The organism is Sphingomonas melonis DAPP-PG 224 (assembly GCF_000379045.1).
In the GTDB taxonomy this organism is placed as follows: Bacteria; Pseudomonadota; Alphaproteobacteria; order Sphingomonadales; family Sphingomonadaceae; genus Sphingomonas; species Sphingomonas aquatilis.
The window spans coordinates 403492-418117 of sequence record NZ_KB900605.1 but is presented as its reverse complement, the minus strand read 5'-3'; the positions used below and the strand labels follow the sequence as shown (position 1 = coordinate 418117).

At 67.7% G+C, this 14626-nt stretch carries 15 protein-coding genes; 8 read left to right on the top strand and 7 right to left on the bottom strand.

Annotated features, from left to right (window positions below; genetic code table 11):
• The first annotated feature begins 114 nt into the window (after nucleotides 1–114).
• The 5 genes from petA (at nucleotide 115) to SPHME3_RS0102050 (ending at nucleotide 4784) form a co-directional block, all read left to right on the top strand.
• On the top strand, nucleotides 115–696 hold the full coding sequence (gene petA / locus SPHME3_RS0102070) for a ubiquinol-cytochrome c reductase iron-sulfur subunit (RefSeq protein WP_017977513.1): 582 nt from the start codon (nucleotides 115–117) through the stop codon (nucleotides 694–696).
• Nucleotides 697–712: 16 nt separating this feature from the next.
• Nucleotides 713–1999 carry a cytochrome b gene (locus SPHME3_RS0102065; RefSeq protein ID WP_017977514.1) on the top strand — a complete coding sequence of 429 codons (1287 nt, stop codon included), beginning with the start codon at nucleotides 713–715 and terminating at the stop codon, nucleotides 1997–1999.
• A gap of 24 nt (nucleotides 2000–2023) precedes the next feature.
• The gene (locus SPHME3_RS0102060) at nucleotides 2024–2887 is read left to right on the top strand and encodes a cytochrome c1 (RefSeq protein ID WP_017977515.1); all 864 of its coding nucleotides are present in this window, start codon (nucleotides 2024–2026) and stop codon (nucleotides 2885–2887) included.
• Between the two features lie 396 nt (nucleotides 2888–3283).
• Nucleotides 3284–3814 (top strand): adenine phosphoribosyltransferase, encoded by a 531-nt coding sequence (locus SPHME3_RS0102055; RefSeq protein WP_017977516.1) that lies wholly within the window; start codon nucleotides 3284–3286, stop codon nucleotides 3812–3814.
• A gap of 325 nt (nucleotides 3815–4139) precedes the next feature.
• A complete protein-coding gene (locus SPHME3_RS0102050) occupies nucleotides 4140–4784 on the top strand; it encodes a hypothetical protein (protein ID WP_017977517.1) in 645 nt (214 codons plus the stop codon).
• 29 nt (nucleotides 4785–4813) lie between these two features.
• Here SPHME3_RS0102050 and SPHME3_RS0102045 read toward each other — a convergent pair whose 3' ends face one another.
• The 3 genes from SPHME3_RS0102045 to ychF all read right to left on the bottom strand — a co-directional run bounded on the left by SPHME3_RS0102045 (nucleotide 4814) and on the right by ychF (nucleotide 7878).
• Nucleotides 4814–5260, bottom strand: a complete 447-nt coding sequence (locus SPHME3_RS0102045; protein WP_017977518.1) for a MaoC family dehydratase — start codon at nucleotides 5258–5260, stop codon at nucleotides 4814–4816.
• 11 nt (nucleotides 5261–5271) lie between these two features.
• Entirely contained in the window at nucleotides 5272–6603 is a 1332-nt protein-coding gene (locus SPHME3_RS0102040) for an alkaline phosphatase family protein (RefSeq protein ID WP_017977519.1), read from the bottom strand.
• Between the two features lie 174 nt (nucleotides 6604–6777).
• Nucleotides 6778–7878: a redox-regulated ATPase YchF gene (gene ychF, locus SPHME3_RS0102035; RefSeq protein WP_017977520.1), complete on the bottom strand. Its 1101-nt coding sequence runs from the start codon at nucleotides 7876–7878 to the stop codon at nucleotides 6778–6780.
• Between the two features lie 248 nt (nucleotides 7879–8126).
• Between ychF and SPHME3_RS0102030 the strand changes: the two genes are divergently transcribed.
• The 3 genes from SPHME3_RS0102030 (at nucleotide 8127) to SPHME3_RS0102020 (ending at nucleotide 10342) form a co-directional block, all read left to right on the top strand.
• Nucleotides 8127–8720, top strand: coding sequence for a hypothetical protein (locus SPHME3_RS0102030; protein WP_017977521.1), 594 nt, complete (start codon nucleotides 8127–8129; stop codon nucleotides 8718–8720).
• Nucleotides 8721–8787: 67 nt separating this feature from the next.
• The gene (locus SPHME3_RS0102025; RefSeq protein ID WP_017977522.1) at nucleotides 8788–9441 is read left to right on the top strand and encodes a trimeric intracellular cation channel family protein; all 654 of its coding nucleotides are present in this window, start codon (nucleotides 8788–8790) and stop codon (nucleotides 9439–9441) included.
• Between the two features lie 85 nt (nucleotides 9442–9526).
• Nucleotides 9527–10342 carry a hypothetical protein gene (locus SPHME3_RS0102020; protein WP_017977523.1) on the top strand — a complete coding sequence of 272 codons (816 nt, stop codon included), beginning with the start codon at nucleotides 9527–9529 and terminating at the stop codon, nucleotides 10340–10342.
• Nucleotides 10343–10349: 7 nt separating this feature from the next.
• Here SPHME3_RS0102020 and SPHME3_RS0102015 read toward each other — a convergent pair whose 3' ends face one another.
• Genes SPHME3_RS0102015 through sppA form a run of 4 tightly spaced genes read right to left on the bottom strand, consistent with a single transcriptional unit; the run spans nucleotide 10350 to nucleotide 14611 of the window.
• On the bottom strand, nucleotides 10350–10886 hold the full coding sequence (locus tag SPHME3_RS0102015) for a hypothetical protein (RefSeq protein WP_231372494.1): 537 nt from the start codon (nucleotides 10884–10886) through the stop codon (nucleotides 10350–10352).
• Between the two features lie 8 nt (nucleotides 10887–10894).
• Nucleotides 10895–12160, bottom strand: coding sequence for a glycoside hydrolase family 28 protein (locus tag SPHME3_RS0102010; protein WP_017977525.1), 1266 nt, complete (start codon nucleotides 12158–12160; stop codon nucleotides 10895–10897).
• Nucleotides 12161–12164: 4 nt separating this feature from the next.
• Entirely contained in the window at nucleotides 12165–12725 is a 561-nt protein-coding gene (locus SPHME3_RS0102005; protein WP_017977526.1) for a GNAT family N-acetyltransferase, read from the bottom strand.
• Nucleotides 12722–14611 (bottom strand): signal peptide peptidase SppA, encoded by a 1890-nt coding sequence (gene sppA / locus SPHME3_RS0102000; RefSeq protein ID WP_017977527.1) that lies wholly within the window; start codon nucleotides 14609–14611, stop codon nucleotides 12722–12724. The genes SPHME3_RS0102005 and sppA overlap by 4 nt, the downstream gene beginning before the upstream one ends.
• Nucleotides 14612–14626: the final 15 nt, after the last annotated feature.

The window sequence follows — 14626 nt, the reverse complement described above, 5'->3', positions numbered from 1 at the left end:
GCAAAGCGCGCGGCCGCCGTCTATCAGGCCATAAGCCCGCCGTGGGGACGGCAGGGTTCGGTGGGGCTGCACTCCGGCACTTCCGCAAGAACATAGACGCAAGGGCAGAGACGAATGGCGATTGACGACAACGTACCTCCCGGTGAATCGCCGGCGCCGTTCCACGAGGAAGTCCACGATCCCCGCCGTCGCGATTTCATCAATATCGCCGCCGTGTCCTTTGCCGGCGTCGGCGCGCTCGCGATCGTGCTGCCGCTCATCAACCAGATGAACCCGTCGGCGGACGTGCTGGCGCTGTCGACCACCGAGGTTGATCTGTCGAAGATCCAGCCGGGCCAGGCGATCAAGGCGCAGTTCCGCAAGCAGCCGCTCTTCGTGCGCAACCTGACGCCGAAGGAAATCGCCGAGGCGAATGCGGTCGACATCAAGACGCTGCGCGATCCCCAGACGCTCGCCGAACGCACCAAGCCGGGCAAGGAAAACTGGCTGATCACTCTGGGGGTTTGCACGCATCTCGGCTGCGTGCCGCTCGGCGCGGGCGAGGGCGAGAACAAGGGGCCGTTCGGTGGCTATTTCTGCCCGTGCCACGGCTCGGCCTACGATACCGCGGCGCGCATCCGCCAGGGACCGGCGCCGAAGAATCTGCACGTGCCCGATTATGCGTTCAACTCCGACACCGTCGTGACGGTCGGTTAAGGGAAAGGTAGACCACATGAGCTTTCCCTGGGCCAAGCATTACGAACCCAAGCAGCCGCTGATGCGCTGGCTGGACGAGAAGCTGCCGTTGCCGCGCCTCGTCTACAATGCCGTAGGGGCCGGCTATCCGGTGCCGCGCAACCTCAACTATTTCTGGAACTTCGGCGTCCTCGCCGGCGCTGCGCTCGCGATTCAGATCATCACCGGCGTCGTGCTGGCGATGCATTATGCCGCCAACGCCGGCGTCGCCTTCGGTTCGGTCGAAAGCATCATGCGCGACGTCAACGCCGGCTGGTTCCTGCGCTATGCGCACGCCAACGGCGCGTCGATGTTCCTCGCCGTCGTCTACATCCACATCGGCCGCGGCCTCTATTACGGCTCGTACAAGGCACCGCGCGAGATGGTGTGGCTGCTCGGCGTCGTCATCTTCCTGCTGATGATGGCGACCGCGTTCATGGGCTATGTGCTCCCCTGGGGGCAGATGAGCTTCTGGGGCGCGCAGGTCATCACCGGCTTCTTCTCGGCAATTCCCCTGGTGGGCGAGACGATCCGCGTCTGGCTGCTGGGAGGCTATGCGCCGGATAACGCGACGCTCAACCGCTTCTTCTCGCTCCACTATCTGCTGCCGTTCGTGATCGCGGGCGTCATCATCCTGCATATCTGGGCGCTGCACATCCCGGGGTCGAACAACCCGACGGGCGTCGAGGTGAAGGGCGAACAGGACACGGTGCCGTTCCATCCCTATTACACGGCGAAGGACGGCGTCGGCGTCGGCGTGTTCATGCTGATCTTCGCGCTGCTGATCTTCTTCAGCCCGAACCTGCTCGGCCACCCGGACAATTATATCGAGGCGAACCCGCTCTCGACGCCGGCGCACATCGTGCCCGAATGGTACTTCCTGCCCTTCTACGCGATCCTGAAGAGCTTCACCGCGAACTTCATCCTCGACGCGAAGCTGTGGGGCGTGCTGGCGATGTTCGGCTCGATCCTCCTGCTGTTCTTCCTGCCGTGGCTGGATACGTCGCCGGTGCGCTCGGCAAACTACCGTCCGAAGTATCGCATCTTCTTGGGGGTGCTGCTGCTCGACGTGCTAGTGCTCGGTTATGTCGGCGGGGCGGAAGCGAATGCGCGCAACGTGATCCTGGGGCAGATCGCCTCGGCCTATTATTTCGCGCACTTCCTCATCATCCTGCCCTGGGTCGCCCGGTCGGAGCGTCCGCGCCCGCTGCCCAATTCGATCACCGAAGCGGTGCTGGCAAAGCACGGTGGCACCAGCCTCGCGCACAGCGCGGCGCAAGCCTGAACCGACTGGGGGACAATCAGAACCATGCCTCGCATCATCGCCTCCCTGGTCGGCGCCGCCTTCATCTTCGTCCTCGGACTCGCGCTCTTCGGCACCGCCAAGACCGCGATCGAGGATCCGGCGAAGGAAACCGTCGAACAGCTCTTCCACATGCACCCCGAGAATATCGGGCTGTCGTCGAACGGCTTCTTCGGCAAATATGACAACCAGCAGCTGCAGCGCGGCTTCCAGGTCTACAAGGAAGTCTGCTCGGCCTGCCACAGCCTGAAGTACGTCGCCTTCCGCGACCTGCAGAAGATCGGCTACACCGAGGCCGAGGTGAAGGCGATCGCCAACCAGTGGGTGATCGAACAGCCGACCGTGAACCCGGAAACGGGCGAAGCCTCGACGCGCAAGAACGTCGCCAGCGATCGTTTCCCGTCGCCCTTCGCCAACGAAGTCGCCGCACGCGCCGCGAACAACAATGCGTTGCCGCCCGACCTGTCGCTGATGACCAAGGCGCGCCATGACGGTTCGAACTACGTCCACGCGCTGCTGATGGGCTATCGCAACCAGGCCGGGTATAAGAACGAGAAGGGCGAAGAGCTCCTCAAGATGTTCCCGGATGCGAAGACGCCGCAGGGCCTGCACTTCAATCCGTGGTTCGCGAACCTGAACATCGCGATGCCGCCGCCCCTGACGCAGGACGGTCAGGTCACCTATTCGGACGGCACCAAGGCGACCAAGGACCAGATGGCGCGCGACATCGCCGCCTTCCTGACCTGGACCGCCGAACCCAACCTCGACACCCGCCATGGTGCGGGCCTCGCGGCGGCGCTGTTCCTGCTGGTGTTCTGCTTCCTCGCCTGGGGCGCCTATCAGAACGTCTGGCGCGACATTAAGCACTGATCCCGATCGCCTGACCGGCGGTTCGGAGCGAAGGGGCGGGCGGTGCGACACGGCACCGCCCGCCCTTTTCGTGTGCAGGGGGGCAGAGGAAAGACCGCGCCCCACTCTCCCCGTCATTCCCGCGAAGGCGGGAATCCAGACGCGCTACCGTCGCGCTTCCTGCCGGGACGTCAGAGGGTATGGATTCCCGCCTTCGCGGGAATGACGGTGGTGGGGAAGCACGGGGGGCATATCTCCCTTCGTCATCCCGGCGCACGCCGGGATCCATGGACGCGATGAGGCAGCATTGGCGCGGCGCGCGGGCCGCCCGCAACCATGGATCCCGGCGTCCGCCACGATGACGACGGGAGTCCTCCACCATTGACCCCGCATGCGTCCCAAGCGACACACGCCCCCATGAACGACGACCTGAAAGCGCTGATCCGCACGATCCCGGACTTCCCCAAGCCCGGCATCCAGTTCCGCGACATCACCACGCTGCTGCTCGATCCCGCCGGCCTCGCCGCGACGATCGACCGCATGGTCGCCGCCACCACCGGTCCCGTCGATCTGATCGCCGGGATCGAAGCCCGCGGCTTCCTGTTCGCGGCCGCGCTCGCCGTGCCCCTGAAGGCGGGCGTGCTGCTGATCCGCAAGGACGGCAAACTCCCCGGCGCGACGATCGCCGAGGATTATGCGCTCGAATACGGGCAGGACCGGATCGCGATGCACGAAGATGCGCTGGTGCCCGGCCAGCGCGTGCTGCTGGTCGACGATCTGATCGCCACCGGTGGCACCGCGCGCGCTGCGGTGCGGCTGCTGCGCAAGGCGGGCGCCATCGTCGAGCAGGCGCAGTTCGTGATCGACCTGCCCGACCTCGGCGGCGCGGACGCGTTGCGCGCCGATGGCGTGCAGGCCGATGCCCTCTTCGCGTTCGAGGGGCATTGAGGCGCCGGAACGGCGCCAGCCCGACCGTCGCGGCCGCTCCAATCCTCCCCAACCGTCACCAATACCGTTCGCCCTCAGCCTGTCGAAGGGCGGGACGCCTCAAGCGGTCGGTTTAGGTGCGGAACCGCTGTGCTTCGACGGGCTCAGCACGAGCGGAGGACGCGTAAGCACCGCACGATGGCACCACGCGGGTCTTGCCCCATCGCCCGCTCATCACCCATTCAGCCGGAACCCGCGACGATCCGCCCTCGTTGAACGACAATAGGTTGCGTCCCCGATTCGCCAATCCGACTCGCCGGCGCCCTTCGATGATGGGAGAGCATCCATGATCTTCAAGCGTTTGGCATTGGTGGGCCTGTTGTTCGGCACCGGTGTCGCGACCAGCGCCTGCACCGACGGCTATGGCTATAGCGGCGTGTCCGTCGGCTACGGAACCGGCGGCTATGGCTATTACGACGACGGTTTCGCCGATCCCTATTACGGCGGCTACGGCTATGGCGGCTATCCCAGCTACTTCGGCTGGTACGGCGATTATTATTATCCGGGCACCGGCATCTACGTCTACGACCAGTACCGCCGGCCCTATCGGTGGAACGACGGCCAGCGCCGCTATTGGGAGCAGCGCCGCAATCAGTGGCGCGGTGATCGCAACTTCCGCAACGATTGGAACGGCTTTGACCGTCGTCCTGGCTGGCGCGGCGATCGGCCGGGTGGCCCAGGCGGCCCGGGGGTGGGCAATCCCGGCCGCCCGGACTGGGGCAATCGCGGCAATTGGCGCGGCAACCGCCAGAATTTCTCGGGCCAACCCGCGCCCGCACCGCAGCCGCCGGCTGGCGCGGCCCCCGCGCCCAATCCGCAACCCAATTGGCAGGGCCAGCGCAACTGGAACGGCAACCGCAACTGGAACGGCAATCGGAGCTGGGGCGGCAATCGCGGCGGCGGCCCGCGCGGCGACCGCGGCCGCCGCTGATCGACGGGGGCGCCGCGCTGCCGGCGCCCCTATCGCTCGCGGGTAGCGATCAGCCCGTTCGACACAAAGGTCATCACCGGCACGTCATGCTGGTTGAACACCGTCATCCGACTCTTGAAGATGCCCATCTCCGGCCGGCTCGCCGATCGACGTTTTTCTAGCACCTCGCTTTCGCAGCGTAGCTGATCGCCCGGATAGACCGGCGTCAGCCAGCGCAATTCGTCGATGCCGGGCGATCCCAGTCCCGCCTGGTCGTTGGCCTTCAGATGTTCGACCAGCATCGCCATCGTCATCGCACACGTATGCCAGCCGCTCGCCGACAGCCGCCCGAAATGCGTCTGCGCCGCTGCTGCGTCGGACAGGTGAAAGGGCTGGGGGTCGTATTTCTCGGCAAAGGCGATCACCTCGTCCCGCGTCACGGCGTAATCGCCGAACCGTGCCGTGCTGCCGACCTCGATGTCCTCGAAATACTGCACCCGTCGCTCTCCTATCGTTTGAGCACCTGCCTAAACGGTGCGTCGTTCCCGTCCAGCCCCTGGCCCGCAGGCAGGTTCAGCAGATCGCGCAGCAAGGGGTTGATGTCGGTATTGTCGAAGCTGGCCAGGCGCTTGCCGCCGACGAAGGCCGGGCCGTTGGCGATGAACAGCGCCGCCATGTCGGGCGCCTGATTGTCGTAGCCATGCGCACCGCCGCTGAACGCGGTCTTCACCGCCGTCTTGGTGATCATCCAGCCCGGCTCGGCCAGGCAGATATAGGGCGGCACACGCGAATTGGTGCCGTAACGCAGCCGCGCCGGAATCTCCCCCTTGCGCCAGCATTGCATATGCGCGTGGGGTTTGAGCAGCGCCGCCTCCAGCGCCTGCTGCCGCCCCGGCATCGGATACAGACCCATATAAGGTCCGCTGTTGAGCGTCCGATACGTGCGCGGATCCGCGATCCGGTCGATCGCGATCGTGCGCGTGCTGCTGGTCGCCGACATGCCGTGGTCGGCGACGATGACCAGGTTGGCCGGCAGGTTAAGGTCGCGCAGACCCGCCACCAGCCGCCCGATCTGGCTGTCGACCTTGGCGGCGGCCTGCGTCACCTCGGGCGATTGCGGTCCATACGCATGGCCAGCGGTGTCGACGATGTCGAAATAGAGCGTCACGAAGCGCGGCCGGGTCGCCGCCGGGCGGCGCAGCCAGTCGATCACCGAATCGACCCGCTGTTCGCCCGTCACCGCCTGATTGAACTGCTGCCAGTCCTCAGGCCGGGTGGCGTTCGCGACCTGGCCGTGGCTGTCCGGCAGCAACGTGCCGCCCCAGCCGACATTGGCGCCCGGCCAGAACATCGTCGCGGTGCGGACGCCCGCCTTTTCCGCGGTGACCCAGATCGGTTCGCCCTCGTTCCACCAGAAGGGATCGTCGTTGGCCATGGTGAAGGTCTCGCCGGGGCGTGCCGAGTCCTCCATCGTGTTGCCGACGATGCCGTGGTGGTCGGGCACCTTGCCCGTCGCCAGCGTCCAGTGGTTGGGGAAGGTCACCGAAGGGAAGGACGGCCGCATCGACGCCGAGACCCCGCCCGCCGCGAGCGCGTTGAGGTTGGGCGTGACGCCACGATCGAGATAATCGGGCCGGAAGCCGTCGATCGACACGAGGATCGTCACCGGCGGCGTCACCGTGCGCGGCAGCGGGGCGGGGGGCGCGTCGGGCTCGGCAGGCAAAGCCGCCGTTTGCGACGGCGCGGGCTGCGTCACCGGCGACAGCGCCGGCGGCGTGGCGGGCAGCGCGCAGGCGCCAAGCGCGAGCGTGGCGAGAAAAGCGGTCGGACGAAGGTTCACGCGGCGATCACCCCGATCATGGCAGGAATGCTTGCCTTTAGCCGCGAGCGGGGAGGGGCGACAAGGGCAGAGCAGGCAGCGCTTGCGTCCGCCCGTCCCAGATCGTGCCCGAAGGCGAGAACGGTGAAGAGGGGCGCAAAGCGCCCGGCAGGCCGCCGCCTCGGCCCCGCCCGCTTACACGTTGAACCGGAACAGCATCACGTCGCCGTCGTGGACGACATATTCCTTGCCTTCCTGGCGCAGCTTGCCCGCCTCGCGCGCGCCCGCTTCGCCCTTGCAGGCGACGTAATCGTCGTACGCGATGGTTTCGGCGCGGATGAAGCCCCGTTCGAAGTCGGTGTGAATCTCGCCCGCCGCGTTAGGCGCCTTGGCGCCGGCATGGACCGTCCAGGCGCGCGCTTCCTTGGGGCCGACGGTGAAGAAGGTCAGCAGCTTCAGCAGCTTATACCCGGCGGTGATGACGCGGGCGAGGCCGGTTTCCTCCAGCCCCAGCTCGCTCAGGAATTCGCCGCGATCCTCGGGCGCCATCGTCGCGATTTCCGCTTCGATCGCTGCGGAGACGACGACCGCCTCGGCGCCTTCCGCCTTCGCCTTTTCGAACACCTTGGCCGACAGCGCATTGCCGTTCGCCGCATCGGCTTCGTCGACGTTGCAGACGTAGAGGACGGGCTTCGCCGTAATCAGCTGCGCCTGCGCGAAGACGCGCGCCTCTTCGGCATCCTTGGGCTGCGTCAGGCGCGCGGGCTTGCCGTCGCGCAGCAGCTCGAGCGCCTGGCCGAGCACCGCCGCGCCGATTTTGGCCTCCTTGTCGCCCTGCTGCCCCTTCTTGATGAGGTTGGGAACGCGCTTTTCCAGGCTTTCGAGGTCGGACAGCATCAGCTCGGTCTCGACCGTCTCGGCATCGGCGATCGGATCGACCTTGCCCTCGACGTGCGTCACGTCGCCATCGGTGAAGCAGCGCAACACATGGACGATCGCGTCCACCTCGCGGATGTTGCCCAGGAATTGGTTGCCCAGCCCTTCGCCCTTCGACGCGCCACGCACCAGGCCGGCGATGTCGACGAAGGCGAGCTGTGTCTCGATGATCTTCGCCGAGCCCGCGATCTCGGCAAGCTTGTACAGCCGCGGATCGGGCACTGCGACGTTACCGACATTGGGTTCGATCGTGCAGAACGGATAATTGGCCGCCTGCGCCGCTGCCGTCTCGGTCAGTGCGTTGAAAAGCGTGGACTTGCCGACGTTGGGCAGGCCAACGATGCCGCAGCGGAAACCCATGGGTCGTGCTCTGTTTTCTGCAAAGGGAATGGAGGCCGCGGCCTTAGCCATATGGCGCGCGATTGACCAGCCGTTCCGCGGTTTTCGCACTTTGGCGATGGAATCCACCGGCTCGTCGCAGCGCGTCGCTGCCGCAATTGTGCCTTGATTGATACCGCGTCGTCTATGTCGTGCAGCGGATACGTCGCGGGAACGACGGCAGACAGATACGCACGCTGCAACGGGGGCTTATGCGTCGGTCGGGGTGGATGATGGCAGGGCTGGCCGCGGCGACGGCCACGGGGGCACAGGCGCAGGTCGCGCCGCTTGCGATCCTGACCGCGCCTACGCCGATGGCGGCGCAGCGCACGCCGCTGCTCGCGCCGATTGCGCTCGGCAGTACGCTCGACCGTTCGACGCCGCTCACCGCACGGCTGCGCCTGCGGGTCGCGACGATGACGACCAGCGCGGGCCCCAACGAGCGCGTGCATCAGCGTCTCGCGAGTTCGATGGTCGAATATTATCCCTTCGCGGACAGCGGCTTCCACCTGTCCGCTGGGGGCCGTCTGTACGACGTGCGGGCCGGCGAGCAGGTCGGCAACCGCCCGCTGATGCTGTCGCAGCGTCCGACGCTGGGCGCCGGTGGCGGCCGCATCGGCCTGCGCCGCACCCCGGCGCTGACCTTCGGCTATACCGGCACGATGCTGGCCGACACCACAATCGGTTTGGAGGTCGGCGCGATGAAGGGCCGCGCCTATGAGATCGGCGGTCGGCTGACCCGCCCGACCGCGGGCGAGCGCGGCGGCGTGGGCAATGGCCCGATCAACCCCGTGGTCAACGTCTCGTTCGGCCGGCGCTTCTGATCCGATCCAGCGATCGCGGCACGCGACCCGTTCAATCGCGCCGCCGCTTCGCCTAGGGTCGCCGACGATGCTGCCGCCCTTGCCCCATGGCGAATTGTCCGCCGACCTGATCCTGCCCGCCTTCGCACCCTGGTTCGACGTCGCGGGCCTCGCCGTGTTCGCCGCCTCGGGCGCGCTTGCGGCGGCGAAGCGCGGGCAGACCGCGGTGACGCTGGCCTTCTTCGCGCTGATCACCGGCGTCGGCGGGGGCACGGTGCGCGACCTGCTGATCGGTGCGCCGGTCTTCTGGGTCCACGATCCGCGCGCGGCGACCGTGTGCCTTGCGATGGCCGCGGCGATCTGGGTGACGCCCGAACGCTGGTGGCGGGACGAAGCGCTCGCTTGGTTCGACGCGATCGGGCTTGCGGCCTATGCCGTCTACGGCGCGGCCAAGGCGCTGGGCTATGGCATCCCGCCGCTGCCCGCCGCGCTGATGGGCGTGGTGACGGCCTGTGTCGGCGGCATCATCCGCGACGTGCTGGCGGGCGAACCGTCGATCCTGATGCGACCCGAACTGTACGTCACCGCCGCGGCGCTCGCGTCGGGCCTTTACGTCGCGCTCGGTCTGGTCGGCCTCGCCGGCGCCCCCGCCGCGATCATCGCCGCCGCCGCCGGCTTCACCCTGCGCGCCTTTGCGATCCGCTACCACCTCGCGCTCCCCGCCTATCGCGGGCGGGGGTAAGGGCGGTCTGCCGTCGATCCGACACGAATCCGCCACCAACCGCGCGCATCCTGACGCCACCTGCATACGGCGGCTGGAGACGGTCATGCGCAAGACGATCGGTACAACTCTCGCTCTTCTCATACTCGCGGCATCTCCGGCGACCGGCCAGACGCCGCGCGATCCGGTTGGCGACCTGTGCGCCGCGCGCGCCGATATCGCCGTGCCCGCCACGCAGGTCTATCATCGCCGCAACGGCGCCACGATCGTCTTCGTCGCGGTCGCGCATGAACATGACGCGCAATCGCCATCGGCACGCGCGATCAAGGCGGCATTCGATCGCGTCCACCCGACGATCGTGCTGGTCGAGGGCGCCTCGGCGGACAAGAGCGCCGACCCCGCCTATCGCGCCTTCCTGTCGCAGCGCGCCGCCGACCAGTTTGCGCACGGCCATATCCAGGAGAATCTCTACGCGGTGAAGCTCGCGACCGACGCGAAGACGGCGTTTTCCGGCTGGGATATGAGCCCCCGCGACGAATATCGCGCCGATATCGACGCCGGCTACGACATGCGCGACGCGCTCGGCGCGCATCTGCTGCGCGCGCATGTCGATCCCTTCGGCCCGGTCCCCGCCAATCGCCTTGCCGACGAAATACGGTCGATCCCGCACCTGCGCCAACCCAAGGACTTCGATTTCGCCGCCTGGTATCGCGGCGTTTATGGCGCCCGCCTCGACCCGATGGCCGGCACGCCCTGCGGCACCGGTCCGGCGAGCGCGATCGTCAAGTTCGAAAGCATCGCGCGCACTCGCAATCTCGCTCGCCTGATCGATGCGAATGCCACGCCGGGCGCGGTGGTGCTGGTGGAAGCGGGCGCCAACCACTGGCTGGCGCTGCGCGACTATCTGGACCGCACGTCCTGACGGAAGGTCAAGCGGCGGGGCGCCAGCAGGGTTTCAACTGCGCCATGCTGGCCTCGGCCCAGTGCGCCAGCGCGCCGTCGTTACTGGACATGGTGATGCTCGCACTCGACCCGTCGGGCTGATCGCTGGAGAAGAGATTTAGAGTGTACCCCGTCCCGTCTGTCCAGACGACCGGCGGCCATAGTGAATGGGCAGGAGCGGTGGCCGGAATCACCGAAAGGGCGGTGGGTACGTCGTTCAAATTTTTCAGCACGCTGATCAACGCCGGACAGGCGGCGGCATCGGTCGTCGTTACGGTCAGACGACCCAGCGGGTCCATCACCTTGCGCCGTGCCCGCCACACACCTGATGCGGCGTACCCGCTCCGCCACATGTCGATGATCTCCCATCCATGGCAGAGCGAATGGCTCGCCATCAACTGAACATCGGTGGCATGCTTGGGTTCGGGAACGCCTTCCTCGCGGGACGTCATGGCCGCCTGACTGATCTGCGTGCAATCGAGCAACGGCTGCGGCGCGGCTGCTTGCGCCGCACCCAGCAGCATGGCCAGTATCATTGCCCCGCCCCCGCGCACGCTGTTCCGACCGTGGCGGCGGGGCCGGTCACGCCCGGCGGCAGCGGCGTCGCGCCGCCCGGTCCGATATGCAGCGTCGCATTGGCGACCTGCCACGGCGTGCCGGCGGGAAAGCGCACGCCATCCAGCGTCACGTCCAACGGGTGCCGCGCGTCATAGCCGCGCGCGATCAGCTGCCCGCCGTCGCCCTCGACATTCGCCAGCACGATGTCGCGATAGACGGGGATCGATCCGCCCTGCGCCTTGGGATCGTAGCGCGTGTCGAAATCGATCGGCCGCGCCACCCCGCGCAGGCAGATGTCCTGATAGCGGATGCGCTGCACCAGCCCGCCGCGGCTGGGGTCGCTCTTGATCCGCAGGCCCGATGTCGTGCCGTCGAAGGTCAGCCCGCGCACCAGCACGTCGGACACGCCGCTCACCGTCTCGCTGCCGATCGACACGCCGTGCCCGGCATGGACGTGGCTGTCGAGGATCGAGACGTAGCGCACGCCGCCGCCGTTGCCGGCCTTGATCGCGATATCGTCGTCGCCGGTGCTGAAGCGGCTGTGTGCGATCGTCACGTCCTCGCTCGCGCCCGGATCGATGCCGTCGGTGTTGCGCGCATCGGCCGGCGCATCGATCGTCACGCCCCAGGCGGTGAAGCCCCGCACGTGATTGACCGCGACGTGGAAATTCGCCGCATTGGCGAAGCGCGTGGCGTACAGCACCAGATTGCGTCCGCCATCCACCGTCACCAGCCGCGGCACGTTCTGCTTGCCGCCTTCGCGTTGCGCCCGGCGTGCGAGCTGCCACCACGTCTCGGTGCCGCCCGCCATCGTCGCGCCGCCCGCGCCGTCGATCGTGCCCGCCCCCATGATCGCCGCATCGGTGGCATCGGCCAAGTGGATCAGCGGGCGACAGCCATGGCCCTTGGCATCGATCGTCCCGCACAATCCCTGTCCGGCGTCGAAGCGCCGCGGATCGGGGATCGCGCGCAGCGTCGCACCGGGGGCGAGCCACAAGGTCACGCGCGACGGCATCTCGATCGGCCCGCTCTCGTACAGACCGGGGCCAAGCCGCACCGCGGCCCCGCGACACCGCCGCAACGCCGCCTCGATCTCGCGGCTCCGATCGCCGGAGGTGGGGGACAGCGTGACGCAGGCGGCGGTGGGCAGCTGCGGCTCCACCACGGTTCGCCGATCCTGTGCCGCGGCCGGTGCCGCCGCCACGCCCAACACAAGCACGACCGCAGCACACCGACGCATAGGCTCAGACCCTTACGACACCCACATCCGCGAACCGCTTCGGCTCGGCAGGCGGGCTGGCGGGGTCGGCCAGCTCGCATTGCCAATAGCCCACGTCGATCCACTGGCCCTGTTTGTAGCCGATCTCGCGGAACACGCCAGCGCGGCGGAAGCCGACCGTCTCGTGCAGCTTGATCGACTGGTTGTTGGGCAATGCGATCCGGCCGATCGCCTGGGTAAAGCCCTGCGCGCGCAGCGTGTCGATCAGCGCTTCGTACAGCAGCCGCCCGACGCCCTGCCGCTGCGCGACATCGGCGACGTAGATCGTCGTCTCCACCGCCCAGCGATACGCCTCGCGCTCCGAAAAGCGCGTCGCATAGGCATAGCCGAGCACGCCGCCCGTCTCCGCCCCGTTGGTCGCGACCATCCAGGGGTAGAGCCCCTGCGACGACGCCATCCGCGTCCGCATCGCGCGCGCGTCCGGCGCCTCCGTCTCGAACGACACCGTCCCGGCGAGCACGTGCGGCGCGTAGATGGCGGCGATCGCGCCGGCATCATCCGGCGTCGCGGCGCGCACCCCGATCATGCGCCGAAGCCCAGCTTCGCCAGCACCAGGTCGAACAGCCTGGCGTCGCTGTCGGCGGTCGCGCTCGGCCCGATGCCGCCACATTCCAGGCAGCGCGCCTGCACCGATCCGCTGCGCGCGAGGCGGCTGACGTCGCCCACCGCCTGCGCGACGAGGCCGCGGCGCTCGGCCGCGATCCGCCCGAAGACGTCCGCCGACGGGCTTGCGGCATCGTCGTCGTCCTTGCGGCTGGCCAGCGCGGCGGCGAACTGCGCGGCGGCGCTCGGTTCCTTCTCCAGATATTCGGCATGGACCTTGGCCGGGTCCAGCTTGGCCCGCTTGGCGGCTTCCGCCACCGCATCGTTCAGCCCGCCGAAGCGATCGACCAGCTTGATCTGCCGCGCGGTGCCGCCGTCCCACACGCGTCCCTGCGCGATCGCATTGACCTGATCGACGGTCATGTGGCGCGACTGTGCGACGCGGGTCAGGAACTGGCGATAGCCGTTCTCGATCCCCGCCTGCAGGATCGTGTCGAGCTCGGGCGTGGTGCCGGCAAACACATCGGGCTGGCCCGACAGCGGCGTCGTCTTCACGCCATCCGTCGTGATGCCGATCTTGGCCAGCGTCTTTTCGAACGTCGGGATGATCCCGAAGATGCCGATCGATCCGGTGATCGTCGACGGTTCGGCGAAGATCACGTCACCCGGCGTGGATACCCAATAGCCGCCCGATGCCGCCAGCCCGCCCATCGACACGACGATCGGCAGCCCCTTCTGCTTGGCCTGCAGGATCGCGAGGCGGATGCGTTCCGAGGCCATCACCGATCCGCCCGGCGAATCGACGCGCACCACCAGCGCCTTCAGGTCCTTCTTGGCGAGGCCGTTCAGGATCAGCTTGGCGATCGTGTCGCCATGCGCGCTGCCCGGGCCGCCTTCGCCGTCGACGATATCGCCCGCGATCGTGATGACGCCGATCGCATCGCCCGACTTGGACAGCGGATGCGCCGCGACCCAGCTGTCATAGCCGATGCGGTTGTAGAAGCCCGCCGCCTTCTTCGCATCGCCGCCGACGATGGCCGCGACGCGCGCACCGAAGGCGGTGCGATCGCCCAGCGTGTCGACGATGCCCGCCGCCTTGTTCGCCTGCGCGATGTCACCGCCCGCCGCGACGATCAATGTGTCCGGGCTGGCGAGGAACTGCGCCACCTGCGCCTTCGGCCGGGCCTTGGCGATCGCCTCTTTCCACTGGCTAAAGATCGACCCCAGCAGCGCCTGGCTCGCCTCGCGCGCCTCCGGGCTCTGGTCGGTGCGGGTATAGGGCTCGACGAAGCTCTTGAACTTGCCGACGCGATAGACGTGCGTGGTGACGCCCAGCTTGTCGATCAGCCCCTTGTAATACAGCTGGTTGCCGCCCGGCCCCATGAAGATCGTGCCGCCCAGCGGATTGACCCAGATCTCGCTGGCGTTGGCGGCCAGGCGGTAGCCCGCATCGGTATAGGCGGTGGCATAGGCCAGCACCGGCTTCTTCGTGTCGCGGAACTTGCGGATCGCGTCGGCCACCTCGTTCAGCGTCGCCGGATAGCCGCCGCCGAAGCGATCGAGGTCGAGCACCAGCGCCTTCACCCGGTCGTCGGTCCGCGCCTCATCGATCGCGCGCAGCACGTCGCGCGCGCGATACTGGCGCGGCCCCTGCTGGCCTGACAGCATGGCGAACGGCGCCTGTTCCTCGGGCTGTTCGACGATCGTGCCGTTGAGGTCGAGCACCAGCGCCCCCGGGCTGATCGCCTTCATCCCCGGCCGCGCGCTCAGCGCCGCGAACAGCAAGCCGAAGAACAACAGCATCGCGATCAGGACCAACCCGTCCTTGATCGCCACCAGCAGCTTCCATGCGCCCCGAACCAGCTTCACGCGATGCTCCTTATC